Here is a 25,596-nt window from a genome sequence, read left to right on the forward strand (position 1 = left end):
GCCCATGGATCTTGGACTGAAGGACCGCGTCTACATCGTCACGGGTGCGTCGCGTGGGCTGGGCAACGCGTCCGCCCGCGCGCTCGTCGCCGACGGCGCGAGGGTCGTCATCACCGGGCGCGGCGAGAAGGCGGTCTCGGACGCCGCCGCGGAACTCGGCCCGAACGCCGTGGGTCTCGCCTCCGACAACGCCGACCCGGCGTCGGCGGAGCGCCTCGTCGCGGCGGCGCGGGCGCAGTTCGGACGTCTCGACGGCGTACTGATCAGCGTGGGCGGCCCGGCACCGGGCTTCGCCGCGGACAATACGGACGAGCAGTGGGAGTCGGCGTTCGAGTCGGTCTTCCTGGGCGCGGTGCGCCTCGCCCGCAGCGCGGCGGCGGCGCTGAGCGAGGGCGGCGTCATCGGCTTCGTCCTGTCCGGCTCGGTCCACGAACCGATCCCGGGCCTGACGATCTCCAACGGCCTCCGTCCGGGCCTGGCCGGTTTCGCCAAGTCCCTCTCGGACGAGCTGGGCCCGCGCGGCATCCGGGTCGTCGGCCTGCTGCCGGCCCGTATCGACACGGACCGGGTGCGCGAACTCGACGCGCTGTCGGGCGACGCGGAGGCGGCACGTACGGCGCACGAGTCCCGCATTCCACTGCGGAGGTACGGCACACCGGAGGAGTTCGGCAACGCGGCGGCGTTCCTGCTGTCGCCTGCGGCGTCGTACCTGACGGGAGTGATGCTCCCGGTGGACGGGGGCGCACGGCACGGGTTCTAGCGCGCTGGGCGCGCCGCTCAACTCACCCGTTGTGCCTCAACTCACCCGTTGCGCCCGGTGCTTCGCCGCCCTGAGGCGGACCTCTGCCGGCAGCGACGCCAGACCCGCCGAGTCCCGTGCGTGTGCCACCGCCTCGTCCGTCAGGCGCGCCAGCATTTCGACGGGCGCCGCGTGCGGCTCCAGCAGCAGGTCCGCCCGGGCCTCCGGCGTGCTCCGGCGGCCGGTGAGGGTCACCCGGGCGCGGGCCACCCCGTCCAGGGCTTTCGCCTCACCCTCCAGTACTCCCTCCAGCGCGCGGCCCCGCAGCAGCGCGCCCTCGCCGTCGCCGCTGTCGACCAGGACTTCCGCCAGCCGGGAGCGCCGCAGTTGGGCGAGCAGCCACCACACGGCGAGCAGCACCAGCACTGCGAGCACCGCGATGACCGTCGGCCACCACCAGCCCTCGTCCCGCCAGCGGTACCGGTCCGCCCTGCTCAGCAGCACATCGCGGGGCCCGTCGTAGGGCCACCAGGCCGGCACGGGCAGCCCCACCCCCGCCGCCATGACCGCGCCGCCCGCGCACAGCAGCACCAGACCGGCGAGGCCCAGCAGGACCCGGTTGACCACTCGCAGCGTTCCACCCACCGCGCCCTCACCTCTTCTTCGCCGGCGGCCTGGTGACGTGCACGGCCAGGGCCGGCGGCCTGGCGAGGCCGAGTTCCCGGATGGCGGTGGCCAGCGCCGAGTCCAGATCGGCCCGTACGTCGTCGAGTTCACGGAAGTGGGACTGCGCCCGCACCGAGACCTTCGCCCGTCCCATCCGCACGCGTGCGGACTGCACCCCGGAGACCTCCATCGCCCGGTCCCGCAGCACCTGCGCAGCGGCCTCCCGGTCGAGGCCGGCGCGTACGGCCGCGGTGCAGCGACGCATCGGCAGCAGTGCCCGCAGTCCAGGGGTCACGGCGAGGACGATCAGAATGACGCCGAGAAGCATCACGGCTCCCGCGCACGCCAGCACGCCCACATCTTCCAGCCGCCATTTCGCGAGTTGCTCCGCGGCGGCGCGGCGCCATTCCATGGCCGGCCGGCCGGCCCGTACCGCCGCGATGTCGTACAGCAGCAGACCCGCGCAGCCGAGGACCACGACAGCCAGCAGCCCGGCCGGGACCCGGCGCACGGACCAGAAGCGTCCGGCCTTGCCGCCTTCGCCTTCCAGGACCGGAACCGGCTCGTACGCCGCTGCTGACGCCGACTGGTCCAGATCGAGTACGGGCGGTGCGGGCCGTACCGGCTCGCTCATCGGATCCTCCCCTGGGCCGCACTGCGCGAGTGGACGGAGTGCAGCCGCTCGACCAGCACGGCCACCTCGGGCACGTCCATCCCCGCCAACGCCTTTACCCGCTGTACGACTCGCTGACGCACGGCACCGCACTGACCGCCGATGTCGCAGGGATAGTCGAGTTCGAGGCTGACCCGCACCCGGGCGGCGTCATGGTGGACCGTGACCGTGGCCTGCGGCGGCGAGCCGCCCTCCGGTACGCCGTCGATCGCTTCCCGCGCCGCCTGCGAGGCGATCTTCGCCACGACCCGGTCGGCGATCGTGGTCGCGCCGCGCTCGGCCGCTGCGACGCTCCCCCTGCCTCGGGCGGGGGGACCCCCGGCGGTCACAGCGTGTCACCGCCGCCGGTCGCCGCGGTCACGACTCCGGAAGAAGTCGCCTGGTTCCAGGTCGCCCTCGAGGAGGCGGCCCGCGACAAAGCCGACCACCCCCAACGCGGCCACCAGCAGGAAGGCGCCGAAGCCGCCGAAGTATCCGGCGAAGCCGAGCGCCATGCCGGCCATCAGGCCGACCACCGCCATGCTCATCGTAAGCTCCTCTACTGGAGACGCGGCTCCGGCTCTTCCTCTTCTTCATCGGGCAGTTTCACATCGCTGACCGCGATATTGACCTCGACGACCTCGAGACCCGTCATCCGCTCGACCGCGGAGACCACGTTCTCGCGGACCGCGCGGGCGACGGCGGCGATGGAGACGCCGTAGTCGACGACGATCTCGATGTCGAGGGCCGTCTGCACCTCGCCGACCTCGGCCTTCACGCCCCGGGCGACATTGGACCTGCCGCCGGGCACACGGTCGCGGACCGCGCCGAGCGTACGGGAGAAACCGCTGCCCATCGCATGGACACCGAGCACTTCGCGGGCCGCGAGCCCGGCGATCTTCTCCACCACGCCGTCGGCGATGGTGGTACGGCCGCGGGAGGCGGGATCGCCGCCGCCGCGCTTGCTCCCCGACGACTTCCTGAGACCTTCGCCCGAGCCCGACGGTTCGCTACCGGGGGACTCGGACCGGTTCCACTGAGCGGTGTCGTTCATCGCCGTTCGTCCTTTCCGGGCGGTGGTGGACTCCGCTGCCCACATTAAGTGCGCTTGCCCGATATCGCGCCGGGGATGCTGCAGGCTGGAGCAATGACCACTGCTGATGCGGTACGGAGACGGCTCGGCCTCGGCCGGCTGCTCCCGCTGGGCGGAGCGGCGGACGGGGCCTGGCTGACCGAGCAGGCTGCCGACACGGTGCTGCGGCGCGCGGCGGCCGCGGTACCAGGGGTGGTGCTCGGGCGGCTGAGGCTGGGGCTCGCCGATCCGGACTCGACGGCGCGGCCTGTCGTACCGGCTCCGCCGAGCGCACTGCCTCCGGGGCCGCTGCGGATCGAGGCGGATTTCGCGGCCTCGGCACTGCAGCCGCTGCCTGCTGCCGCGGCGGCTCTGCGGGCCGCACTGTTCGCGGCATCGGTGGATCTCGGGCTCGGTGTCTCGGAGGTGGATCTGCGGGTGACGGAGCTGCTGGACAGCGCTGCACAAGCCCCGGTCCCCGCTCCGCCACCCGGGGTACGGGCCGTCACCGCGAGCGACCCGGCGGGCACGGCGGCGTCCGGAGCCCCGGGTGTCGCGCATCTGACGGCAGCGCTGGGCACGGCGGTGCACCTGGCACCCGACCATGTCCGCGTCGAGGTGGCGACGGCGAGCGGGTATCACCCGCCCGATGTGGTCCGGGCGGTCCGCGAGGCGGTGACGGCGGCGCTCGCGGACGGCCGCCCGGTGGCGGTGCTGGTCACCTCGGTACCGGTGTGAAGGGGTGCCACCGCCACCCGGTACCGAGTGAGGTTCACGCCGGTACCGGGTGAGGACAACCGTCACCGGCGTGAAGGGGTACCTCGTGAATCGGTACAGGCGTGAGCCGGGGTGGCCGAGCGGATCAGTCCGCAAGCCCCGCCAGGTCACGCAGGCGGCGCGCCTGTGCCGCGCGCTCCGCGGTGCGCTGGTCCTCGTACGAACGGGTGCCCGCGGCCTGCAGCAGCGCCTTCGTCTCGATCACCGCGTCCCGCGGCGCCGCCAGCAGGGCGGACGCCAGGTCCCGTACCGCACCGTCCAGTTCATCGGCGGGCACGACGAGGTTGGCGAGGCCGGTACGCTCCGCCTCGTCCGCGTGGACGAAACGGCCGGTCGCGCAGATCTCCAGCGCGCGGGCGTAGCCGACGAGCGACACCAGCGGGTGCGTGCCCGTGAGGTCCGGGACGAGCCCGAGGCTGGTCTCGCGCATGGCGAACTGCACGTCCTGCGCGACGACCCGGAGGTCGCAGGCGAGGGCGAGCTGGAAGCCGGCTCCGATCGCATGGCCCTGGACGGCCGCGATCGTGACGACGTCGCTACGGCGCCACCAGGTGAACGCTTCCTGGTACTCGGCGATGACCGCGTCGAGCTCCTTGTCGGAGCCGCGTGCGAGGTCGAGGAAGGACGGCTCGCCGTCGAAGCCCTCGGGCGTGAACGCCTGCCGGTCGAGACCGGCGGAGAAGGACTTGCCTTCGCCGCGCAGCACCACGACCCGCACATTGCCCGGCAACGACCGTCCCGCTTGCGCCAACGCCCGCCACAGAGCGGGAGATTGGGCGTTGCGCTTGTCCGGGTTGGTCAGGGTTACCGTGGCAACCGCGTCCTCGACGGTGAGCCGTACGCCGTCCTTGTCGAGCACAGAGTCGAGCGAAGCCATGGGGCGCCTCCGGTTCGGGAACAGTCACTGCAAACGAAGATAAGTGACTGCACAGTAACCACCCGGTCGACCGCGCGACCGGCCGGGTGGCCACCGTGGAAAACCGGTGGTCCGAAGGAAGCCTCGGTCGTCAGGCCGAGGCGGCCTTCTTGCCTCGCGTCGCTCCGCCGCGTCCCCGCAGCGTGACTCCGGACTCGCTGAGCATCCGGTGGACGAATCCGTAGGAGCGGCCTGTCTCTTCGGCCAACGCCCGGATGCTCGCACCGGAGTCGTACTTCTTCTTCAGGTCTGCCGCGAGCTTGTCACGCGCGGCGCCGGTAACCCGGCTGCCCTTCTTCAGAGTCTCGGCCACCCGTGCCTCCTCATGCGAAGTGCGCTCTGGACTCTCATGATCACCCCTCGGGAGCCTCCTGGCCACCCATTCGGCAAGGTCCGTGCGACAAGCTTTGCCGTACACCGGGCGCACACCACTACCGGAATCAGAGATTCCGCGAGTCCGTGTTCGCACGTCCGAACGGGGTCCCGGCAGAAGTGCCAGGTCAGCGCCGCGCAAGGGGCGCAGACACGACAGAGGCCCGGACGGAGGGAATCCGCACGGTGCCACGCCGGGGTACGAGACGTTCTCACACAGATGATGGATCACCCGTGAGCCGAATGATCCATACGGAGTGGATCAGCGGCGGATCCGGGGCAGAGCAGCCCGGTCCGGGTCCGGGTCCGGGCCCGGATCAGGCGAGCGCCACCAGATCCGCGTAGTCCGCCCCCCACAGATCCTCGACCCCGTCCGGCAGCAGGATGATCCGCTCCGGCTCCAGCGCCTCGACCGCGCCCTCGTCGTGGGTGACGAGGATGACGGCGCCCTTGTAGGTGCGCAGCGCGCCGAGGATCTCCTCGCGGCTGGCCGGGTCGAGGTTGTTCGTGGGCTCGTCGAGAAGCAGGACATTCGCGGACGAGACGACCAGGGTGGCCAGCGCGAGACGGGTCTTCTCGCCGCCGGAGAGCACCCCGGCCGGCTTGTCGACGTCGTCGCCGGAGAAGAGGAAGGAGCCGAGCGTCTTGCGCACCGCGACAAGGTCGAGGTCGGGCGCGGAGGAGCGCATGTTCTCCAGGACCGTACGGTCCGGGTCGAGAGTCTCGTGCTCCTGCGCGTAGTAGCCGAGCTTGAGACCGTGCCCGGGGGTGACCTCTCCGGTGTCCGGCGTTTCCACGCCCGCGAGTAGCCGCAGCAGTGTCGTCTTGCCCGCGCCGTTGAGCCCGAGGATGACGACGCGTGAGCCCTTGTCGATGGCGAGGTCCACATCGGTGAAGATCTCGAGTGAGCCGTACGACTTTGACAGGCTCTCCGCGGTCAGCGGGGTCTTGCCGCAGGGCGCGGGATCGGGGAAGCGCAGCTTGGCGACCTTGTCGGAGACACGTACCGCGTCCAGGCCTGACAGCAGCCGCTCGGCGCGCTTGGCCATGTTCTGCGCGGCGACGGTCTTGGTCGCCTTGGCCCGCATCTTGTCGGCCTGGGAGTTGAGGGCCGCGGCCTTCTTCTCGGCGTTCTGACGCTCGCGCTTGCGGCGCTTCTCGTCGGCCTCGCGCTGCTGCTGGTAGAGCTTCCAGCCCATGTTGTAGACATCGATCTGCGAGCGGTTGGCGTCCAGGTAGAAGACCTTGTTGACGACCGTCTCGACGAGGTCGACATCGTGGGAGATCACGATGAAGCCGCCGCGGTAGCTCTTCAGGTAATCCCGGAGCCAGACGATCGAGTCGGCGTCGAGGTGGTTGGTGGGCTCGTCGAGGAGAAGGGTGTCGGCGTCGGAGAAGAGGATCCGCGCGAGCTCGACGCGGCGGCGCTGGCCGCCGGAGAGCGTATGCAGCGGCTGGCCGAGCACCCGGTCGGGCAGTCCGAGCGCGGCGGCGATGGTGGCGGCCTCGGCCTCGGCTGCGTAACCGCCCTTGGTCAGGAACTCCGTCTCCAGCCGCTCGTACTTCTTCATCGCCTTCTCGCGGGTGGCGCCCTTGCCGTTCGCCATCCGCTCCTCGTTCTCGCGCATCTTCTTCAGCACGGAGTCGAGCTCGCGGGCGGAGAGGATGCGGTCGCGGGCGAGGGTGTCGAGGTCGCCCGTACGGGGGTCCTGCGGGAGGTAGCCGACCTCGCCGGAGCGGGTGATGGTGCCGGCGGCGGGGATGCCCTCACCCGCGAGGCACTTGGTGAGCGTGGTCTTGCCCGCTCCGTTGCGGCCCACCAGGCCGATGCGGTCGCCCTTGGCGATACGGAAGGAAGCGGACTCGATAAGAATGCGTGCGCCGGCGCGCAGCTCGATGCCGGAAGCGTTGATCACGGAAAGTCTCCAGGGCGGTATGGACGGCGGAAGGGACGGACGTGGGAGCTTCGACGCCGTCTAGTGCGCAAGGAGAATTGCCATACGAACCAGTCTAACGGGGCCGTGCAAGTGGTTTGCGCCCTCGGAGCGGCCACCGAAGGCGGGGATGGCGCCGTGTCGGTGGGCGGGCGCAGGGGCCGTGGGCCACGGGCCCTGTAACCGTACGGCAAAAGGGGCGGGCGGCACCGGCGTGATCGATACTCGGCGCAGGGCGGCGGGCTGCCGCCGTCGAGGAGCGGAGGGTGGTGGCCCATGCAGTTCGACGACGACGCCGATCTGGACACTTCGGAGGTCCGGGATGTGCGCGGCAGCCGCGTTCCCGGCGGGAAGGCCACCATCGGCGGCGGCGTCGCCGGCCTCATCGCACTGATCCTGGGGCTGTTCTTCGGGGTGGGGCCCGACGAGCTCGGGCTGTCGTCGGGCGACTCCGACCCGGCGGCGACGGCCTCCTCGCAGGCGCAGGTCGATCAGGCCTGCAAGCGGGGCTCGGACGCCAACAAGCGGGAGGACTGCCGGATCGTCGCGGTGGTGAACAGCGTGCAGGACTACTGGCGGGCCGAATTCCGGCGGCGTCAGTGGCGCTACTCGGACGCGCAGACGGTCATGTTCACGGGCCGGGTGGACACGGCGTGCGGGACCGCGACCTCGGCGGTCGGCCCCTTCTACTGCCCCGGCGACCGGAAGGTCTATCTGGACCTCGGCTTCTTCGACGACCTGCGTACCACGTTCGGGGCGAGCGGCGGTCCGTTCGCCCAGGCATATGTGGTGGCTCATGAGTACGGCCACCATGTGCAGAACCTGATGGGCACGCTGCGGCGGGCGCAGGACGGGCGACCGGGTGCCAACAGCAATGCCGTGAGGGCGGAGTTGCAGGCGGACTGCTACGCCGGGGTGTGGGCGCACCATGCGACGACCACGCCCGACGAGGTCACCGGGCGGCCGCTGCTGACCACGCTGACGGCGGCGGACATCGAGGACGGTCTCGACGCGGCGGCGGCGGTCGGCGACGACCGGATCCAGGAGAGGTTCCAGGGCCGGGTCGCTCCGGAGTCCTGGACGCACGGCTCGGCGGCGCAGCGCCGGCAGTGGTTCTACAACGGCTTCCGCACCGGCGACATGGCCCGGTGCAACACCTTCGCCTGAGCGCCCGACTGCCGGGCGTTGTCAGTGGCCGGTGCAAGACTGAGGCACGGATCACATTCCTACCGTCGAGCATGAAGGAGTGACCGAGATGTCGGTTTCACCGAGCATCTGTCCGACGTTGGTGTACGCGGACGCGAAGGCCGCGATCAAGCAGCTCACCGAGGCCTTCGGCTTCGCCGAGCACGCGGTGTACGAGGACGAGGCGGGTGCGGTGATGCATGCCGAGCTGACCTTCGGCAACGGCATGGTCATGCTGGGCAGCAGAGGCACCGGCAGCGAGTTCGACAAGCTGATGGAGGGCGGCGGGCCGACGGGTGTGTTCGTCCATGTCGACGATGTCGACGCACATCACAGCCATGCGGTGGAGCACGGCGCGGACATCGTGATGCCGCCGACCGACCAGGACTACGGCGCCCGTGACTACATGGCGCGCGACATCGAGGGCAATGTGTGGAGCTTCGGCACCTACGCACCGGGGGCGGAGGAGTCCTAGCCTCCCCCGCCACTCGCCGCGTTCGCGCTAGACGCCTCCGGTGTGCACCTGGAACGCAGCCCGCCGCACGGCCTTGGCCAGGGCCGGGTCCGGGTGCGCGGCGGCCAGCGCGACCAGGACCTGGACGGTGCGGGGGTGGCCGCCGGCCCGGACCTCGTCGAGCAGCGCCGGGACGGTGCCCTGCACCGCGGAGTCGAGATGGCGCAGCAGCAGCTGGGGCTCGCCGTGGTCGGCGACGGCCGCCGCGGTGTCCACCCAGAGCCAGGTCGCTTCCTCGCGGGTGAGGACCTCGGCGGCGTCCTCGGGGTCCGCTCCCTCGTATTCGGCGAGCCAGAGCAGGACGTAGGGGCGCAGCGAAGGCTCGTCGGCGGCCGCGCGGACGTCGGCCTCGGCGGGGGCGCCGACGACGCGCAGTGCCTCGAAGGCGAGTCCGCGCAGCAGGGCGTCCTCGCCACGCGCGACGCCCAGGAGCTCGGCGACAGCGCTGGAGACGGTACGGGCGGCGAGCCAGGCACGGTACTCGGCGCGGGCCGGACCGGGGGTGAGGCGGGCGCAGCCGCGCAGCATGTCCTCGGCGGGCTGCTCGATATTACCGGCGGGGCTCTGTGCGGCGACGCAGATCTGCTCGAGTTTGACCCAGACCGCCCAGTTGCCGAGCGGGGTGAGGGTGGCGGACCGGCCCTTGTCCAGGGTCAGGGCGCCGACGGCGGACAGTCCCTCCAGGGCCCAGTCGAGAAGGAGGGAGACGGGAACGTCCCGCCGGGGCTCGAGGTCGGACCCGGACCTGAACCCGGGGTCGGGGGCGGGCTCGGTCCCGGGTGCGGTCCCGGTCTCCGGCCCGGCGACGACATCCCGTGATGCGGACTGAGGACCGTGGGCGACCTCGCAGCGCTCCTCGCGCAGTTCCACGACGCGCTGCTGCAGCAGGTCGAGCAGGACCGGTACCAGCACGGGGCCGGCCGACAGCTGGAGGAGGGAGAGCACCTGGGGGACGGCCTCGACGACCTCGGCGACCGCGGTGGGGGCGACATCGTCGGGCGCGGGGTGGACCAGCGACCAGGCGTCGAAGAGGGCGACCCAGCCGCGCAGTACGGCCATGTCGTCACGGTCCCAGGCGCGCAGCCGCCAGCCGGGGCGTGCGGTGTCGCCGTGCAGCTCGACCAGGCCGGCGAGGCGGGCGCGGTCCCAGCCCGCGCGTACCTGGAGCGGGGTCAACTCCAGGTCGGCCGCGGCCCGGTCCTGGGCACGGGCGGCGAGCGGCGCGGTGCTGGGGTCCCGTTCGACGGCGGCCCAGCGGGCGATCCGTACGGCATCGGCGAGGACCGCCCGCGCCTGGCGGGCGAGCTCGGCGGGGGCCGGAGTGCCCTCGGGAGGCCGCGGGGCGGTCCGGGTGCGCCGGGCAGTCACGGCCCGCCGTGCGGTGGCCAGCGATCGCGAGCGGACAAGACGGAGTCTGGAGTTGCGCGCCAATTGCTCATCAGGCTTTCGGGACGTCACGGGGGGCAGTCTTCCCGCTGACAGCCCGAAAGCCCAAACGGAACCTGGTCGGCCGGACGGGGCGGCCCTCCGGCATGGATGACCCGTCGACTCACGAGGTGCTACATCAAGGGGGTGAGGAACCGGCGGAGGGCCTCTTCGTAGCGAACCGGGTCCGCGTTCCACATCGCGGCGTGCGGGGCGTGCGGGACCGTCTGCAGGCTGATCAGTTGCGGGCGGCGGGCAGCGAGTTCGCGGGACGGGTACCACAGCGCGAGGTTGTCGTCCGGGCCGTGGAAGATCAGCGTCGGTACGCGCATCGTGTCGGGGTCCGCGGCTTCGAGCAGCCGGTCGCCGTGCAGTCCTGTTCTGCCCTGCGCCGCCCTGACGGCGAGCGTCAGCAGCGGCCCCGGGGTGCCACGGGCGGCGGCCAGATTGCGCAGCGTGGCTTCCCAGTCGAGGACCGGTGAGTCCAGTACGAGTCCGCTGATCCGGTCGCGCAGCGCGGAGTTGGCCGCGGCGTGCAGGGCCATCGAGGCGCCGGTGGACCAGCCGTAGAGGACGACGTGCTGGGCGCCGTAGCGCACGGCGTAGCGGATGGCGGCGTCCAGGTCGCGCCACTCGGAGTCGCCGAGGTGACCGAGCCCGTCCGGGGACCTTGGGGCGCCGACGTCTCCGCGGTAGCCGATGTCGAGCACCGGGAACCGGTGGACATGCAGGAATTCCATGATGTTCATGGGGTGTTCCCGGGTGGCGCCCAGGCCGTGCACGGTGATCACCCAGGTGTCGCGGGCGCCGGGCACGAACCAGGCGGGCAGCCCGCCCAGTTCGCCCGGGATGTCGACATCGCTGTACTTGAGGCCGAGCGCGCTGTCCGGGTCGCCGCTGTGCACCTGCGGGGTGAGCCGCACCCGGGTGCCCGGTTCCAGACTGCCGTGGCTGACGCGTTCCAGGCGGCGTACGACGGTGTCGGCGGCGTGCGGCACGTCGTCGAGGGCGGGGCCGACAACCGCGTGGACGTCCGGGCCCTCGAGACCGTACGTACCGGGGCGCAGCGAGGCGAGGCTGCGGGTCAGGGTCACCCGGTCCGGGGTCATGGCGTGCACGGTGAGCGGGGGGTCACCGGGCAGGGGCCTGCCGGGCGGCGTCTTGAGCGCGAGGTCGCTTGCGTAGCGGCCGGCCGCTATCGCGGCCGCGCCGACACCGATCAGAGTGGTGACGGCCACTGCCGTCGCTGTTGCCGGGCGCACCGTTCCAGTGTCGGCACCCGCGCGCCGCGCGGCCAGTGGACGGGGGCCGCCGGTGTCTGCGGAGATCTCCGGGGTCGAGGCGACCCGGGCAGCGGGCGTGTCCCGGGCGTCAGCGGGGCTGGCCGTAGCTCTGGAGTTTGTCCGCCACCTCACGCAGCTGGGCCCCGGAGAGCAGGGTGGGCGAGTAGCCGGGCACCGCGGCGGCGGTGATCCAGAGCCGGCACATCCACTCCAGCTGAGCGGTGCGGTCGTAGGCCTGGTCGAGGGAGTCGCCGTAGGTGACCGTGCCGTGGTTCTGGAGGAGACACCCCGTGCGGTCCCGCAGGGCGCTCAGCATGTTCTCGGCCAGCTCCTCCGTTCCGTACAGGGCGTAGGCGGCGACCCGGACGGGGCCGCCGAGGGCGGCCGCCATGTAGTGGATGAGCGGCAGCTCGGGGACGAGGGTGGAGACGGCGGTGGCGTGTACGGCGTGGGTGTGCACGACGGCGACGGCACCGGTGTTCCGGTAGACCTCGAGGTGCAACGGCAGCTCGCTGGTGGGGGCGAGATCACCGAGGACCTGGTTCCCGTCGAGATCGACGGCGACGGCGTCCTCGGAAGTGAGCCGGTCGTAGGGCACTCCGCTCGGGGTGACCAGGACGAGTCCGCCGACCCGTACCGAGACATTGCCCGAGGTGCCCACGACCAGGCCTTCCGCCGCCGTTCTGCGGGCCGTGGCCACGAGGTCTTCCCATGCCCGCTCGATCGCGTCCTGCCGCACCTGATCGGTCATGCGGTGATCCTGTCAGGCGGGGCCGCGCCGCCACAGAGGCCGCAGTGACCGATATCACCCAATTCGCCAGAAATGGCGCCTTTCATGGCATCGCCCGTACCGTTGCCGCGGCGATCGACAAGCGGAGTGACGGTTCCTCACTTGCGGACACCGCAAAGCCCGTCCCAGTTCATCTTCCGTTCATCCAGATTAACTACGTTCGCCGAGCCACTGACGTCAAACGATTGCCTGGGTAAATGGAACACATCACCTTGCTGCTCGCGATTGTGATCGTGACAGCTCTCGTGTTCGATTTCACGAACGGTTTCCACGACACCGCCAACGCGATGGCGACGACCATCTCGACCGGCGCTCTGAAACCCAAGACGGCGGTGGCCATGTCCGCCGCGCTCAACCTCGTCGGCGCATTCCTGTCCGTGGAGGTCGCCAAGACGATCTCCAGCGGCATCGTCACCGAGTCAGGCATCACACCCGAAGTCATCTTCGCGGCGCTCGTCGGCGCCATCCTCTGGAACTTGATGACCTGGCTGATCGGCCTGCCGTCCAGTTCCTCGCACGCCCTCATGGGCGGTCTGGTCGGCGCCACCATCGCCTCGGTCGGCGTCAGCGGCGTCAACGGCGGCACGGTCGTCACCAAGGTGCTGATTCCCGCGATCGCCGCACCGCTGGTCGCCGGCGTCGCGGCGTTCCTCGCCTCCCGGCTGACGTACAAGATCGGCAAGAACGCCGACGCGAAGGCCACCTCGAAGGGTTACCGCTCCGGCCAGATCGCGTCTGCCGGCCTGGTCTCGCTGGCCCACGGCACCAACGACGCTCAGAAGACCATGGGTGTCATCACGCTGGCTCTCGTCGCCGGCGGTGTCCTCTCCCCCGGCTCCAACCCCCCGATGTGGGTCATCCTCTCCGCCGGTCTCGCGATCGCGACGGGCACCTACCTCGGCGGCTGGCGCATCATCCGCACCATGGGCACGGGCCTCACCGACCTCCAGCCGCAGCAGGGCTTCGCCGCCCAGACCAGCGCGGCCAGCGTCATCCTCGCCTCCTCCAACCTCGGCTTCTCGCTGTCGACCACGCACTCCTGCTCCGGCGCCGTGATGGGCGCGGGTCTGGGCCGCAAGGGCGGCGTGGTCCGCTGGTCCACCGCCACCCGGATGTTCGTCGCCTGGGGCCTGACGCTGCCGGCCGCGGGCCTGGTCGCCGCGGGCTCGGAGTTCGTGACCAAGCAGGGCGACTGGGGTGTCGCGGTCGTCGCGGCCTTCCTGATCGGCGCCTGCGCCGCGATCTGGTTCATCTCCCGCCGCCAGGTGGTCGACCACACCAACGTCACCACGCCGGACGCCGAGCCCGCGGGAGTCGTGACCACCGCCATCGCGGCCGTCACCCCGCCGCCGGCCGGCACGCCCGCGCAGGACTTCAAGACCACCATCCCGGCTCCGGCCTCCGCCGACTCCGAGCCGACCCAGCCGGCCACGGTGTAAGGACAGATCAGCATGAGTATCGACTGGGCAGCTCTCGGCTCCGTCTTCGGCGTGAGCCTCGTCGCCACCGTCGCCCTGGTGGGTCTGTTCACCCTGGGCGTCGTGGGCCTGACCAAGCAGGAGTCGGCGGCCGCGCAGGGCGGTTCCGCCGCCCTGGCACGCACCGGCGCGTACGCCTGCTTCGCGCTGTGCGCGGCGGCCGTGGCGTACGGGATCTATCTGATCGTCACCTGACGGCACAGTTCCACCGGGCTTTCGACAGCCGCTTCACAGGCCGGGCCGGGCACCCCTTCGGGTGACCCGGCCCGGCTTTTCCGTCGCGGGCGAAGCGGCAGTACGGCCCGTTTTCGACACCTAGGACGATCCGCTCCCCATGTGTGCCCCAACACACTCTTGCACCGCAGGTCAAAGGCAAGTTGACGGTCGTTCTCGCAGCGTGGTGGACTGCCGAGGCCATCTACGGCGGCAGAAGAGGAAGCCGGTGCAAATCCGGCGCGGTCCCGCCACTGTCACCGGGGAACAATCCCCGGAAGCCAGGAACTCTCACCGCCGATCACGTCGAACCAGGGCGCGGACACCCTGAGTGAGGACATGTCGCCATGCCCGGCTGCGGTTCAGTTCCTGCTGTGAGTACAAGGGTCGTTCGAGGCGAAGCGTCGGCCTGAACCCATGCGTGCCGACCGTGAATTCGTGTACGGCGCCACCGCCGGCCTGGCCGGCGACCTGCTGCTCGGCGACCCCCGCCGAGGCCATCCGGTCGCCGCGTTCGGGCGGGCCGCGGGCGCTGTCGAGCATGTCCTGTGGCGTGACCACCGCGGCTGGGGCGCGCTGCACACCGCCGTGTGCGCCGGTGGCGCCGCGGGTGCCGCCGCGCTTCTCGCGCGCGGTGTACGGGACCGCGGCCGCGCATCCGTCGCGCTGATCGCCGCGGCCACCTGGGCCGTCGTCGGAGGGACCTCGCTGGGCCGGGAGGCACGGGCCATCGGCGGCGCGCTCGCCGCCGGGGACGTGGATGTGGCGCGGGAGCGCCTGCCGCATCTGTGCGGGCGCGATCCGCAGGCGCTGGACGAGCAGCAGATCGCGCGCGCCGTCGTCGAGTCCGTCGCCGAGAACACCTCCGACGCCGTGGTGGGCGCACTGGTCTGGGGCGCTCTCGCGGGCGTGCCCGGTCTGGTGGGGTTCCGTGCCGTCAACACGCTGGACGCGATGGTCGGGCACAAGTCGTCCAGGTACCGGCGGTTCGGCTGGGCCTCGGCGCGGCTCGACGATGTGGCCGGCTGGCCAGGGGCCCGGCTCACCGCGGGTCTCGCGGTACTCGCGGGCGGGAACGCTCGCGGGGCCGTACGGGCCTGGCGGGCCGATGCGAAGAAGCACCCCAGCCCGAACGCGGGCCCGGTGGAGGCCGCGTTCGCGGGTGCGCTCGGCGTACGGCTGGGCGGGACCCTCTCGTACGGCGGCCGGGTCGAGCACCGTCCCGTTCTCAACTCCGGCGGGCGCCCGGTGGAGTTCGGCGACATCGAACGCGCCGTACGGCTCTCGCGCCGCGTCGGCTGGCTGACACTGGCGACCTGCGCGGCGGGCCGCCTCGCGGGTCACGCACTGCGCGCGCGGCGCGCGGGAGAGGGGCGGGGATGAGCGGGCACAGAGGCGGCGGGCTGCTGATCGCGGGGACGACGTCCGACGCGGGCAAGAGCGTCGTCACGGCCGGGATCTGCCGGTGGCTGGTACGGCGGGGAGTGAAGGTCGCGCCCTTCAAGGGGCAGAACATGTCGCTCAATTCGTTCGTGACGCGTGAGGGCGCGGAGATCGGCCGGGCGCAGGCCATGCAGGCGCAGGCCGCACGCGTGGAGCCGAGCGCGCTGATGAACCCGGTGCTGCTCAAGCCCGGCAGCGACCGGTCCAGTCAGGTCGTGCTGATGGGCAAGCCGGTGGGCGAACTCAGTGCGCGGGGGTTCTTCGGGGGGTCCGGGCCCGCGGCGCAGCCGCAGTCAGCCGCGGGGTCCCCGGCAAGGACACTGCGCGGGGGCCGGCAGGAGGCGCTGCTCGGCACCGTCGTGGAGTGCCTGGAGGAGCTGCGGGGCACGTATGAAGCCGTGATCTGCGAGGGGGCGGGCAGCCCGGCCGAGATCAATCTGCGGCGTACGGACATCGTGAACATGGGCATCGCGCGAGCTGCACGGCTCCCGGTGCTGGTGGTCGGAGACATCGACCGCGGTGGGGTCTTCGCCTCGTTCTTCGGGACCACCGCGCTGCTCAGCGCCGAGGATCAGGCGCTCGTCGCCGGGTACATCGTCAACAAGTTCCGCGGCGATGTGTCGCTGCTCGAGCCCGGTATCGAGATGCTGCGCGGGCTGACCGGGCGGCACACGTACGGGATTCTGCCGTTCGCGCACGGGCTCGGCATCGACGAGGAGGACGGGCTGCGCATCTCGCTGCGCGGCGCGGTACGGGAGTCGGTGGTCGCGCCGCCCGTGGGCGAGGACGTGCTGCGGGTCGCGGTGTGTGCCGTGCCCCTGATGTCCAACTTCACGGACGTGGACGCGCTGGCCGCCGAGCCGGGTGTCGTCGTGCGGTTCGTGGACCGGCCCGAGGAGCTCGTCGACGCCGACCTGGTGGTCCTGCCGGGAACCCGGGGCACGGTCAGGGCCCTGGCGTGGCTCAAGGAGCGCGGGCTGGCCGACGCGCTGGCGCGCAGGGCCGCCGAGGGGCGGCCCGTGCTCGGTATCTGCGGCGGTTTCCAGCTGCTCGGCGAGCACATCGAGGACGAGGTCGAGTCTCGGGCGGGCCGTGTCCAGGGGCTTGGACTGCTGCCCGTACGGGTGCGGTTCGCGCGCGAGAAGACCCTCGCCCGGCCGGTCGGCGAGGCTCTGGGTGAGCGCGTGGAGGGCTACGAGATCCATCACGGCGTCGCCGAAGTGCTCGGCGGCGACACCTTCATCTCCGATGGCGACGGACGGGGCCTGGACGGCTGCCGGGTCGGTGCCGTCCGGGGTACGCACTGGCACGGATCGCTGGAGAGCGACGGCTTCCGCCGGGCGTACCTGCGCGACGTCGCCCGGGCCGCGGGCCGGCGGTTCGTGCCCGCGCCCGACACCACCTTCGGGGCGCTGCGCGAGGAGCAGCTGGACCGCCTCGGCGACCTCATCGAAGAACACGCGGATACGGATGCGCTGCTGCGGCTGATCGAGTCGGGCGCACCCTCAGGACTTCCCTTCATCGCACCTGGAGCGCCATGAGCACCGAGAGCACCGTGCTGCTGCTGTCCACCGCCGATACGGATCTGCTGGCGGCCCGGGCCTCCGGCGCGCCGTACCGGATCGGCAATCCGACCCGTATCGATGTGGCGGAGGAGCTGCCCGCGCTCATCGCGGGCGCGTCCGTCGCGGTCGTGCGGCTGCTCGGCGGGAAGCGGGCCTGGGAGGACGGGCTCGCGGCCCTCAAGGCGTCCGGTATCCCGACCGTGCTGCTGGGCGGCGAGGCGGTGCCCGACGCGGAGTTGATGGCCGAGTCGTCCGTGCATGCGGGTGCTGTCGCGGAGGCTCTGCAGTATCTCGTCGAGGGCGGTCCCGGGAACCTTGTAGAGCTGGCCCGCTTCCTCACCGAGGACGTACTGCTGGCCGGACACGGTCGTGCCGAAGCCGCGCAGAACAGGCGCAGTGCCGAGCCGCGGAAGATGCCGGAGTGGGGCGTGCACGGCGCGCGTGCGTATGTGGAGGGGCGGCCGAGCGTCGGCGTGCTCTTCTACCGCGCGCACCAGCTCTCCGGGAACACCGGCTTCGTCGACACGCTGTGCGATGCGATCGAGGCGCGCGGGTCCAACGCCCTGCCCGTGTACTGCGGTTCGCTGCGCGGTGCCGACCCGGAGCTGTACGAGCTGCTGGCCAGGACCGACGCACTGGTCGCCACGGTGCTGGCGGCGGGCGGCACGCGGGCGAGCGACGCCAGCGCCGGCGGGGACGACGAGGCCTGGGACATCGGCGCGCTCGCCGAGCTCAATGTGCCGGTGCTGCAGGGACTGTGCCTGACCTCGTCGAAGGCCGTCTGGGAGGCCTCGGACGCGGCCCTGTCCCCCATGGACGCGGCGATGCAGGTGGCGATCCCCGAGTTCGACGGCCGGATCATCACCGTCCCGTTCTCCTTCAAGGAGCAGGGCCCGGACGATGTACCGGTGTACGTCGCCGACGCGGAGCGGGCCGGGCGCGTCGCCGGAATCGCCGTACGCCACGCCCGTTTGAAGCACAAGCCGAACGCCGAGAAGAAGCTCGCGCTCGTCTTCACCGCCTACCCGACCAAGCATTCGCGGGTCGGCAACGCCGTCGGTCTCGACACCCCGGCGTCCGCCGTGCGGGTGCTGGACGCGCTGCGCGACGCCGGTTACGCCGTGGAGGGCCATCCGGACAACGGCGACGAGCTGATCCACCGGCTGATCAACGCCGGTGGTCATGATGTGGAGTGGCTCACCGAGGAGCAGCTGGCCGCCGCGCCCGCGCGCGTGCCGCTCGCCGACTACCGCGCCTGGTTCGACAAGCTGGAGCCGGGGCTGCGCGACGGAATGCTGGAGCACTGGGGCGAACCGCCGGGCAGCCTGTACATCGACGGCGACGAGATCGTGCTGGCGTCCTTGCAGTTCGGGAACGTCGTCGTGATGATCCAGCCGCCGCGCGGCTTCGGCGAGAACCCGATCGCGATCTACCACGACCCCGATATGCCACCGTCGCACCACTACATGGCGGCGTACCGCTGGCTGGACAACAGTTTCGGCGCGGACGCGATCGTGCACATGGGCAAGCACGGCACCATGGAGTGGCTGCCGGGCAAGGGGCTCGGGCTGTCGGCGGGCTGCGGCCCCGACGCGGTGCTCGGCGAACTGCCGCTGGTGTACCCGTTCATCGTCAACGACCCGGGCGAGGGCACCCAGGCCAAGCGGCGCGGTCACGCCACCGTCGTGGACCATCTGGTGCCGCCGATGGCGCGTGCCGACACCTATGGCGACCTGGCCAAGCTGGAGCAGCTGCTCGACGAGTACGCCCTCGTCAGCGATCTCGACCCGACAAAGGCCCCGGCCGTACGGGCGCAGATCTGGACGCTGGTGAAGGCCGCCGAGCTGCATCACGATCTGCATGTCGACGAGCAGCCGGACGACGGCGAGTTCGACTCCTTCGTCATGCACATCGACGGCTATCTCTGCGAGATCAAGGACGTTCAGATCAGGGACGGTCTGCACATCCTGGGCGGCGGCCCGGAGGCCGAGGCCAGGGTCAATCTCGTACTGGCCGTGCTGCGCGCCTCTCAGGTGTGGGGCGGCACGGCGAACGCGCTGCCGGGGCTCAGGGCCTGTCTCGCCGAACACTTCGGACTGGTGGAGAAGGAGCTGCTCGGCGAGCCGGGTGCGCCGGTGAAGGTGCCGGTGGAGCTCACGGAGCTGGTCGATGGACCCGCGCGGACCGGTGCCGACGCGATCGACCTGCTGGAACAGCTGTGCCGGCGGCTCGCGGAGGGGATGGAGGAGCGCGGCTGGGAGGTGTCCGCCGTGGCCGGTCTCGTGGCCGAGGTGCTGGGCAGTGCCGGGCCTTCCGGGGTGACTCCCACCGTATCCCCGTGCCCGGACGCGGTGGCCGTGCTGGACTTCGCCTGCGCGGAGGTCGTGCCGCGGCTGGCCAGGACGACGGACGAGATCGACCATATTCTGCTGGCGCTGGACGGCGGTTACGTACCGGCCGGTCCTTCCGGGTCGCCGACGCGCGGTCTGGTGAATGTGCTGCCGACCGGCCGTAACTTCTACTCGGTCGACCCCAAGGCGATTCCGTCCCGCCTGTCGTGGGAGGTCGGCCAGGCGCTGGCCGACTCCCTCGTCGCCCGGTATCTGACGGACACGGGTGAGTACCCCAAGTCGGTGGGCCTGACGGTGTGGGGCACATCCGCGATGCGCACCCAGGGCGACGACATCGCCGAGATCCTGGCGCTGCTGGGCTGCCGGCCGGTCTGGGACGACGCGTCGAGGCGCGTCACCGGCTTCGAGATCGTGCCGGCCGCGGAGCTGGGCCGCCCGCGCATCGATGTGACGGTGCGTATCTCCGGCTTCTTCCGGGACGCCTTCCCGCATGTGGTGGGGCTGATCGACGACGCGGTACGGGCGGTGGCCGAACTGGACGAGCCGGCCGGGTCCAACTACGTACGGGCACACGCCGACGAGGACACCGCCGAGCACGGCGACCGGCGGCGTGCCACGGCCCGGATCTTCGGCTCGAAGCCGGGGGCCTACGGTGCGGGGCTGCTGCCGCTGATCGACGCGCGGAACTGGCGCAGCGACGCCGACCTGGCCGAGGTGTACGCGGTATGGGGCGGATACGCCTACGGACGCGGGCTCGAAGGACGGGCCGCGCGCGGGGACATGGAGACGGCGTTCCGGCGGATCGCGGTCGCCGCGAAGAACGTCGACACCAGGGAGCACGACCTCGTCGACGCGGACGACTACTTCCAGTACCACGGCGGCATGGTCGCCATGGTGCGGCACCTGACCGGTGAGTCGCCCGAGGCGTATGTGGGTGACAGTGCCACGCCGGACCAGGTGAAGACGCGCACGCTGGGCGAGGAGACGCACCGGGTGTTCCGGGCGCGGGTGGTCAATCCGCGCTGGATGGCGGCGATGCGGCGGCACGGCTACAAGGGCGCTTTCGAGATGGCCGCCACGGTGGACTACCTGTTCGGCTACGACGCGACGGCGGGCGTGGTCGACGACTGGATGTACGAGAAGCTCTCGGCGGAGTACGTCTTCGCACCGGAGAACCGGGAGTTCATGCAGAAGTCCAACCCGTGGGCGCTGCGGGGCATTACGGAGCGGCTGCTGGAGGCGGCGGACCGTGGGCTGTGGGCGGAGCCGGACGCGGAGACGCTGGAACGGCTGCGGGCGACGTATCTGGAGCTCGAGGGTGACTTGGAGGGGGACGCGTGACGTCTTTGGCGAACCGGAGCCCGAACCCGGACCCCGGTCCCCGAACGCCGGCGCCGGCCGGTCCTGCCGGGCTGAACAGGCTTGATGTGGAGGCTTCTTCGTGAGTACGCCATACCCGTTCACCGCGATCGTCGGCATGGACGACCTGCGGCTCGCGCTGCTGCTGAACGCCGTTTCCCCGGCGGTCGGCGGTGTGCTGGTGCGCGGAGAGAAAGGGACCGCCAAGTCGACCGCCGTACGTGCGCTCTCGGCGTTGATCCCGGAGGTCGCGGTGGTCTCCGGATGCCGGTTCTCGTGCGATCCCGTGTCTCCGGACCCGGCGTGTCCCGACGGTCCGCACGAGACGGGCGGCGGTGTTGCGCGGCCCGCGCGCATGGTCGAGCTGCCCGTCGGGGCGTCCGAGGACCGGCTTGTCGGCGCGCTCGACATCGAGCGGGCACTGGCCGAGGGCGTGAAGGCCTTCGAGCCGGGGCTGCTCGCGGACGCGCACCGCGGGATTCTCTATGTGGACGAGGTCAACCTCCTCCATGACCACCTGGTCGACCTGCTGCTCGACGCGGCCGCCATGGGCGCGTCGTACGTCGAGCGCGAAGGCGTCTCGGTGCGGCACGCCGCGCGCTTCCTTCTCGTCGGGACGATGAATCCCGAAGAGGGCGAGCTGCGGCCGCAGTTGCTGGACCGTTTCGGGCTCACCGTCGAGGTCGCGGCCTCGCGGGAGCCCGATCAGCGGGTGGAAGTGGTGCGGCGGCGGCTCGCCTACGACGACGATCCGGCGGGTTTCGCCGACCGGTGGTCCGACGAGGAATCCGCCGTACGTGCCCGGATCGCCGCCGCGCGGGCCCTGCTGTCCCAGGTCCGGCTCGGCGACGGCGCGTTGCGGCAGATCGCCGCCACCTGTGCGGCCTTCGAGGTGGACGGTATGCGCGCCGACATCGTGATGGCCCGTACCGCCACCGCGCTCGCCGCGTGGGCGGGGCGTACGGAGGTGCTCGCCGAGGATGTGCGGCAGGCCGCTCTGCTGGCGCTCCCCCACCGGCGGCGGCGCAATCCCTTCGACGCACCCGGCCTCGACGAGGACAAGCTCGACGAGACCCTGGAGGAATTCGGCGACGACGATCCGGACCCGGATCCGGACGGGCCCGGCGGGGGCGGGCAGCCGCCGCAGGGCGGGCCCGACGTGCCGCCGCAGGGCGATGCCGGACAGGGCGACACGCCCGCTCAGGCGGAGTCGGCCGAAGGTGGCGCTCCGCAGGCCGGCGGCGGTGAGCAGCAGGCCGTACGGGCCGCCGAGCCGTTCCGTACGAAGATGCTGAGCGTGCCGGGTCTCGGCGAGGGCGCGGCAGGGCGCAGGTCACGTGCGCGGACGGAGCAGGGCCGGACGACCGGGGCGCGGCGGCCCCAAGGCGCGCTCACCAAGCTGCACTTGGCGGCGACCGTGCAGGCCGCGGCCCCGCACCAGCGGGCGCGCGGGCGCAGCGGCCGGGGTCTGGTGGTGCGGCGGGACGATCTGCGGCAGGCGAACCGCGAGGGGCGCGAGGGGAACCTGGTGCTCTTCGTGGTGGACGCGTCGGGTTCGATGGCGGCCCGGCAGCGGATGAGCGCGGTGAAGGGCGCGGTGCTTTCGCTGCTGCTGGACGCCTACCAGCGGCGCGACAAGGTCGGGCTGATCACCTTCCGCGGGAAGGACGCGGAGGTGGCGCTGCCGCCGACCTCGTCGGTGGACGCGGCCGCCGCTCGTCTGCAGACGCTGCCGACGGGCGGCCGTACGCCGCTGGCGGCCGGGCTGCTCAAGGCGCACGACGTGCTGCGGGTGGAGCGCATGCGCGATCCGTCGCGCCGGCCGCTGCTGGTCGTGGTGACGGACGGGCGGGCGACGGGCGGGGTCGATCCGGTGGCGCTGGCGTCGCGCGCGGCGCGGCTGCACTCCGCCGGAGGGACAGCGGCGATCGTCGTGGACTGCGAGTGGGGGCCCGTACGGCTCGGTCTTGCGGGCACACTGGCCGGCGATCTCGGCGGCACCGCCGTCACACTCGACGAGCTGCACGCCGACTCCATCGCCGGACTCGTCAAGGACGTTCAGACTGCCAGGAGGGCCGCGTAATGCCGCAAGGACAGCCGTCCGTCGTACCGGACGACGGGCTCACCACCCGCCAGCGCCGCAACCGCCCGCTCGTCGTCGTCCACACGGGCATCGGCAAGGGCAAGTCGACGGCCGCGTTCGGGCTCGCGCTGCGCGCCTGGAACCAGGGGTGGCCGATCGGGGTGTTCCAGTTCGTCAAGTCCGCCAAGTGGAAGGTCGGCGAGGAGAACGCGCTCAAGGTCCTCGGCGCCTCCGGCGAGGGCGGTCCTGTCGACTGGCACAAGATGGGCGAGGGCTGGTCGTGGGTGCAGCGCGACAAGCAGCTGAACAACGAGGAGGCGGCGCGCGAGGGCTGGGAGCAGGTCAAGCGCGATCTGGCGGCCGAGACGTATCAGCTGTACGTGCTGGATGAGTTCGCGTACCCGATGCACTGGGGGTGGGTGGACACGGACGAGGTGATCTCGGTGCTCCGGGACCGGCCGGGGACGCAGCATGTGGTGATCACCGGGCGCAACGCTCCGGCGGAGCTCGTCGGGTTCGCCGATCTGGTGACCGACATGTCCAAGGTCAAGCACCCGATGGACACCGGTCAGAAGGGGCAGCGGGGCATCGAGTGGTAGCACGTCTCGTCATCGCCGCGCCGTCGTCCGGCAGCGGCAAGACCACCGTCGCGACGGGCCTGATGGCGGCCTTCGTCGCGGCGGGCCTCTCCGTGTCCCCGCACAAGGTCGGACCCGACTACATCGACCCGGGCTATCACTCGCTCGCCACGGGACGTCCGGGGCGGAATCTGGACGCGTATCTGTGCGGTACGGAGCTGATCGCGCCGCTGTTCGCGCACGGCGCGGCGGGCTGCGATCTGGCCGTGGTCGAAGGCGTGATGGGGCTGTACGACGGTGCGGCGGGTGCCGGTGAGCTGGCGTCCACCGCTCAGGTCGCGAAGCTGCTGCGGGCGCCGGTGGTGCTGGTGGTGGACGCGTCCTCGCAGTCGCGGTCGGTGGCGGCGCTGGTGCACGGTTTCGCGTCCTGGGATCCGCAGGTGCGGATCGGGGGCGTGATTCTGAACAAGGTGGCCTCTCAGCGGCACGAGGAGTTGTTGCGGGAGGCGCTGGACGAGTCGGGGGTGCCGGTGCTTGGGGTGTTGCGGCGGGCGGGCTCGGTGGGGACGCCGAGCCGGCACCTGGGGCTTGTGCCCGTCGCCGAGCGGCGGGCGGAGGCGGTGGCCTCCGTGGCGGCGACGGCCGAGCAGGTACGGCAGGGGTGTGACCTTCAGGGGCTGCTCGCGCTGGCGCGGAGCGCGCCCGCGCTGACGGACGCGCCGTGGAACGCCGCGGATGTCGTACCCGCCCCGGACGTGTCCTCGAGCACCGGACAGGCTCCCGTCGAGCCCCTCGGGCGACCGGCGAACGGCCGCGAGCGGCCCGTCGTCGCCGTTGCCGGCGGGCCCGCGTTCACGTTCTCCTATGCCGAGCACACCGAACTGCTCGCCGCCGCGGGCGCGGACGTCGTCACGTTCGACCCTCTCCGGGACGAGCAACTGCCCGAAGGGACGGCGGGGCTCGTCATAGGCGGCGGCTTTCCCGAGGTGTACGCGCCCGAACTGTCCGCCAACGACGCGCTGCGCAAGGCCGTCGCCGAGCTGGCGGACTCCGGCGCGCCCGTCGCCGCCGAGTGCGCCGGGCTGCTGTATCTCGCACGCGCCCTGGACGGGCTGCCGATGTGCGGTGTCCTGGACGCCGAGGCGCGGATGGACGAGCGGCTCACGCTCGGATACCGGGAGGCCGTCGCCGTGAGCGACAGCGTCCTCGCGGCGGCCGGGACACGCCTGCACGGGCACGAGTTCCACCGCACGGTCATCGAGCCGGCCGCGGGGCCGGGCCCCGCGTGGGGGATGCACCGGCCCGAACGGCGTGTGGAGGGATTCGTACAGCAGGGCGTGCACGCGAGCTATCTGCATACGCACTGGGCGGCCACGCCCGGCATGGCACGAAGATTCACTGAGAGGTGCGGAGCATGAGCAGCAGGCTGATCGGTGTCGGAGTCGGGCCGGGCGACCCGGAGTTGGTGACCGTGAAGGGCGTACGCGCGCTTCAGGAGGCCGATGCCGTCGTCGTACCTGTGATGGCCGGGACCGATGGAACCGACGGGGGTGAGCCCGGGCGCGCCGAGGCGACCGTCCTGCACTACGTGGGCGCGGAGAAGGTCGTACGCGTCGTCTTCGCGCTCAACGAGCGCACCGACCGTGGCCGTCGTGAGGCCGCCTGGGATGCCGCGGGGGAGCGCGTGGCCGAGCTGCTGCGCGCGCACGGGTCCGTCGCCTTCGCGACGATCGGCGATCCCAATGTCTACTCGACGTTCACGTATCTCGCGCACACCATCGCCGAACTGGTCCCCGGAACCGCCGTGGAGACCGTGCCCGGCATCACCGCCATGCAGGATCTGGCGGCCCGCAGCGGCGCCGTCCTCACCGAGGGCACCGAGCCGCTGACCCTGGTGCCCGTGACCGCGGGGTCCGCCGTGCTCAAGGATGCCCTGGAAGGTCCCGGCACGGTCGTCGCGTACAAGTTCGGGCGGCTCGCGGCGGAGGTGGCCGCCGCGCTGCGCGAGACGGGACGAACCGAGGGCGCGGTGTGGGGGTCGGCGCTCGGACTGCCCGAGGAGTCGATCCGGCCGGCCGCGGACCTTGCCGGGGAGCCGCTGCCGTACCTCTCGACGCTGATCGTGCCGGCGCCGCGCGACGGTGGCCGCGGAGGCAAGCTGTGAGTTCGCCACCCTGCCGGCGCGCCGAGTCGCTCCGCGA

The 25,596-nt window shown here is 71.7% G+C and carries 24 protein-coding genes and 1 riboswitch; of the genes, 13 read left to right on the forward strand and 11 right to left on the reverse strand.

From position 1 onward, the window contains the following. The first annotated feature begins 4 nt into the window (after positions 1-4). Positions 5-760, forward strand: coding sequence for an SDR family oxidoreductase (locus tag OG966_RS09715; RefSeq protein WP_326649063.1), 756 nt, complete (start codon positions 5-7; stop codon positions 758-760). Between the two features lie 36 nt (positions 761-796). Here the strand turns inward: OG966_RS09715 and amaP are convergent, their stop codons facing one another. The 5 genes from amaP to OG966_RS09740 are packed head-to-tail and all read right to left on the reverse strand — an operon-like array spanning position 797 to position 3,111. Beyond that, positions 797-1,384, reverse strand: coding sequence for an alkaline shock response membrane anchor protein AmaP (gene amaP, locus OG966_RS09720; RefSeq protein ID WP_326649065.1), 588 nt, complete (start codon positions 1,382-1,384; stop codon positions 797-799). A 7-nt stretch (positions 1,385-1,391) separates the two neighbouring features. After that, entirely contained in the window at positions 1,392-2,039 is a 648-nt protein-coding gene (locus tag OG966_RS09725; protein ID WP_326649066.1) for a DUF6286 domain-containing protein, read from the reverse strand. Next, on the reverse strand, positions 2,036-2,407 hold the full coding sequence (locus OG966_RS09730) for an Asp23/Gls24 family envelope stress response protein (protein ID WP_326649067.1): 372 nt from the start codon (positions 2,405-2,407) through the stop codon (positions 2,036-2,038). Before OG966_RS09730 ends, OG966_RS09725 begins: the two co-directional genes overlap by 4 nt. A gap of 6 nt (positions 2,408-2,413) precedes the next feature. Beyond that, complete coding sequence (locus tag OG966_RS09735) at positions 2,414-2,605, reverse strand: hypothetical protein (RefSeq protein WP_326649068.1); 192 nt, start codon at positions 2,603-2,605, stop codon at positions 2,414-2,416. Between the two features lie 11 nt (positions 2,606-2,616). Beyond that, entirely contained in the window at positions 2,617-3,111 is a 495-nt protein-coding gene (locus tag OG966_RS09740; protein WP_326649069.1) for an Asp23/Gls24 family envelope stress response protein, read from the reverse strand. A 93-nt stretch (positions 3,112-3,204) separates the two neighbouring features. On the opposite strand from OG966_RS09740, the gene OG966_RS09745 reads away from it, so the two are divergent. Further along, positions 3,205-3,867 (forward strand): hypothetical protein, encoded by a 663-nt coding sequence (locus OG966_RS09745; protein WP_326649070.1) that lies wholly within the window; start codon positions 3,205-3,207, stop codon positions 3,865-3,867. A 124-nt stretch (positions 3,868-3,991) separates the two neighbouring features. Here OG966_RS09745 and OG966_RS09750 read toward each other — a convergent pair whose 3' ends face one another. From OG966_RS09750 to OG966_RS09760, 3 genes are all read right to left on the reverse strand, one after another. After that, positions 3,992-4,783 (reverse strand): enoyl-CoA hydratase/isomerase family protein, encoded by a 792-nt coding sequence (locus OG966_RS09750; protein ID WP_326649071.1) that lies wholly within the window; start codon positions 4,781-4,783, stop codon positions 3,992-3,994. Between the two features lie 130 nt (positions 4,784-4,913). Beyond that, entirely contained in the window at positions 4,914-5,135 is a 222-nt protein-coding gene (locus OG966_RS09755) for a helix-turn-helix domain-containing protein (RefSeq protein WP_006123601.1), read from the reverse strand. 376 nt (positions 5,136-5,511) lie between these two features. Next, a complete protein-coding gene (locus OG966_RS09760; RefSeq protein WP_326649072.1) occupies positions 5,512-7,110 on the reverse strand; it encodes an ABC-F family ATP-binding cassette domain-containing protein in 1,599 nt (532 codons plus the stop codon). A 294-nt stretch (positions 7,111-7,404) separates the two neighbouring features. Between OG966_RS09760 and ypfJ the strand changes: the two genes are divergently transcribed. After that, on the forward strand, positions 7,405-8,295 hold the full coding sequence (gene ypfJ, locus OG966_RS09765; RefSeq protein ID WP_326649073.1) for a KPN_02809 family neutral zinc metallopeptidase: 891 nt from the start codon (positions 7,405-7,407) through the stop codon (positions 8,293-8,295). 88 nt (positions 8,296-8,383) lie between these two features. Further along, positions 8,384-8,788 carry a VOC family protein gene (locus OG966_RS09770; protein WP_326649074.1) on the forward strand — a complete coding sequence of 135 codons (405 nt, stop codon included), beginning with the start codon at positions 8,384-8,386 and terminating at the stop codon, positions 8,786-8,788. A 27-nt stretch (positions 8,789-8,815) separates the two neighbouring features. Here OG966_RS09770 and OG966_RS09775 read toward each other — a convergent pair whose 3' ends face one another. From OG966_RS09775 to OG966_RS09785, 3 genes are all read right to left on the reverse strand, one after another. Further along, positions 8,816-10,285 (reverse strand): hypothetical protein, encoded by a 1,470-nt coding sequence (locus OG966_RS09775; protein ID WP_442806676.1) that lies wholly within the window; start codon positions 10,283-10,285, stop codon positions 8,816-8,818. A 101-nt stretch (positions 10,286-10,386) separates the two neighbouring features. Beyond that, positions 10,387-11,514, reverse strand: coding sequence for an alpha/beta hydrolase (locus OG966_RS09780; protein WP_326649075.1), 1,128 nt, complete (start codon positions 11,512-11,514; stop codon positions 10,387-10,389). 109 nt (positions 11,515-11,623) lie between these two features. Continuing rightward, positions 11,624-12,286 (reverse strand): class II aldolase/adducin family protein, encoded by a 663-nt coding sequence (locus OG966_RS09785; protein ID WP_326649076.1) that lies wholly within the window; start codon positions 12,284-12,286, stop codon positions 11,624-11,626. A gap of 236 nt (positions 12,287-12,522) precedes the next feature. On the opposite strand from OG966_RS09785, the gene OG966_RS09790 reads away from it, so the two are divergent. The 9 genes from OG966_RS09790 (at position 12,523) to cobI (ending at position 25,559) form a co-directional block, all read left to right on the forward strand. Next, positions 12,523-13,764 (forward strand): inorganic phosphate transporter, encoded by a 1,242-nt coding sequence (locus OG966_RS09790; protein WP_326649077.1) that lies wholly within the window; start codon positions 12,523-12,525, stop codon positions 13,762-13,764. A 12-nt stretch (positions 13,765-13,776) separates the two neighbouring features. After that, on the forward strand, positions 13,777-13,998 hold the full coding sequence (locus OG966_RS09795) for a hypothetical protein (RefSeq protein WP_326649078.1): 222 nt from the start codon (positions 13,777-13,779) through the stop codon (positions 13,996-13,998). A gap of 189 nt (positions 13,999-14,187) precedes the next feature. Next, positions 14,188-14,326: riboswitch (cobalamin riboswitch) on the forward strand. A gap of 107 nt (positions 14,327-14,433) precedes the next feature. Next, complete coding sequence (locus tag OG966_RS09800; RefSeq protein WP_326649079.1) at positions 14,434-15,399, forward strand: cobalamin biosynthesis protein; 966 nt, start codon at positions 14,434-14,436, stop codon at positions 15,397-15,399. Then, on the forward strand, positions 15,396-17,000 hold the full coding sequence (locus tag OG966_RS09805; protein WP_326649080.1) for a cobyric acid synthase: 1,605 nt from the start codon (positions 15,396-15,398) through the stop codon (positions 16,998-17,000). Before OG966_RS09800 ends, OG966_RS09805 begins: the two co-directional genes overlap by 4 nt. Further along, positions 16,997-20,716, forward strand: coding sequence for a cobaltochelatase subunit CobN (cobN, locus tag OG966_RS09810; RefSeq protein WP_326649081.1), 3,720 nt, complete (start codon positions 16,997-16,999; stop codon positions 20,714-20,716). The genes OG966_RS09805 and cobN overlap by 4 nt, the downstream gene beginning before the upstream one ends. Positions 20,717-20,816: 100 nt before the next feature. Continuing rightward, positions 20,817-22,817, forward strand: a complete 2,001-nt coding sequence (locus OG966_RS09815) for a putative cobaltochelatase (protein WP_326649082.1) — start codon at positions 20,817-20,819, stop codon at positions 22,815-22,817. Then, positions 22,817-23,416 (forward strand): cob(I)yrinic acid a,c-diamide adenosyltransferase, encoded by a 600-nt coding sequence (cobO, locus tag OG966_RS09820; RefSeq protein WP_326649084.1) that lies wholly within the window; start codon positions 22,817-22,819, stop codon positions 23,414-23,416. Before OG966_RS09815 ends, cobO begins: the two co-directional genes overlap by 1 nt. Continuing rightward, the gene (locus tag OG966_RS09825; RefSeq protein WP_326649085.1) at positions 23,410-24,813 is read left to right on the forward strand and encodes a cobyrinate a,c-diamide synthase; all 1,404 of its coding nucleotides are present in this window, start codon (positions 23,410-23,412) and stop codon (positions 24,811-24,813) included. The genes cobO and OG966_RS09825 overlap by 7 nt, the downstream gene beginning before the upstream one ends. Continuing rightward, positions 24,810-25,559 (forward strand): precorrin-2 C(20)-methyltransferase, encoded by a 750-nt coding sequence (gene cobI, locus OG966_RS09830; RefSeq protein ID WP_326649086.1) that lies wholly within the window; start codon positions 24,810-24,812, stop codon positions 25,557-25,559. Before OG966_RS09825 ends, cobI begins: the two co-directional genes overlap by 4 nt. The last annotated feature ends 37 nt before the right edge of the window (positions 25,560-25,596 follow it).

It is taken from the genome of Streptomyces sp. NBC_01750, from assembly GCF_035918095.1.
In the GTDB taxonomy this organism is placed as follows: Bacteria; Actinomycetota; Actinomycetes; order Streptomycetales; family Streptomycetaceae; genus Streptomyces.

What these genes read in the sequence shown, in the direction of transcription:
- OG966_RS09715 (WP_326649063.1), top strand. Translation starts at nt 5, where the DNA reads ATGGATCTTGGACTGAAGGACCGCGTCTACATCGTCACGGGTGCGTCG.
- OG966_RS09725 (WP_326649066.1), bottom strand. Translation starts at nt 2,039, where the DNA reads ATGAGCGAGCCGGTACGGCCCGCACCGCCCGTACTCGATCTGGACCAG.
- OG966_RS09735 (WP_326649068.1), bottom strand. Translation starts at nt 2,605, where the DNA reads ATGAGCATGGCGGTGGTCGGCCTGATGGCCGGCATGGCGCTCGGCTTC.
- OG966_RS09740 (WP_326649069.1), bottom strand. Translation starts at nt 3,111, where the DNA reads ATGAACGACACCGCTCAGTGGAACCGGTCCGAGTCCCCCGGTAGCGAA.
- OG966_RS09745 (WP_326649070.1), top strand. Translation starts at nt 3,205, where the DNA reads ATGACCACTGCTGATGCGGTACGGAGACGGCTCGGCCTCGGCCGGCTG.
- OG966_RS09750 (WP_326649071.1), bottom strand. Translation starts at nt 4,783, where the DNA reads ATGGCTTCGCTCGACTCTGTGCTCGACAAGGACGGCGTACGGCTCACC.
- ypfJ (WP_326649073.1), top strand. Translation starts at nt 7,405, where the DNA reads ATGCAGTTCGACGACGACGCCGATCTGGACACTTCGGAGGTCCGGGAT.
- OG966_RS09770 (WP_326649074.1), top strand. Translation starts at nt 8,384, where the DNA reads ATGTCGGTTTCACCGAGCATCTGTCCGACGTTGGTGTACGCGGACGCG.
- OG966_RS09785 (WP_326649076.1), bottom strand. Translation starts at nt 12,286, where the DNA reads ATGACCGATCAGGTGCGGCAGGACGCGATCGAGCGGGCATGGGAAGAC.
- OG966_RS09790 (WP_326649077.1), top strand. Translation starts at nt 12,523, where the DNA reads ATGGAACACATCACCTTGCTGCTCGCGATTGTGATCGTGACAGCTCTC.
- OG966_RS09795 (WP_326649078.1), top strand. Translation starts at nt 13,777, where the DNA reads ATGAGTATCGACTGGGCAGCTCTCGGCTCCGTCTTCGGCGTGAGCCTC.
- OG966_RS09800 (WP_326649079.1), top strand. Translation starts at nt 14,434, where the DNA reads ATGCGTGCCGACCGTGAATTCGTGTACGGCGCCACCGCCGGCCTGGCC.
- OG966_RS09805 (WP_326649080.1), top strand. Translation starts at nt 15,396, where the DNA reads ATGAGCGGGCACAGAGGCGGCGGGCTGCTGATCGCGGGGACGACGTCC.
- cobN (WP_326649081.1), top strand. Translation starts at nt 16,997, where the DNA reads ATGAGCACCGAGAGCACCGTGCTGCTGCTGTCCACCGCCGATACGGAT.
- cobO (WP_326649084.1), top strand. Translation starts at nt 22,817, where the DNA reads ATGCCGCAAGGACAGCCGTCCGTCGTACCGGACGACGGGCTCACCACC.
- cobI (WP_326649086.1), top strand. Translation starts at nt 24,810, where the DNA reads ATGAGCAGCAGGCTGATCGGTGTCGGAGTCGGGCCGGGCGACCCGGAG.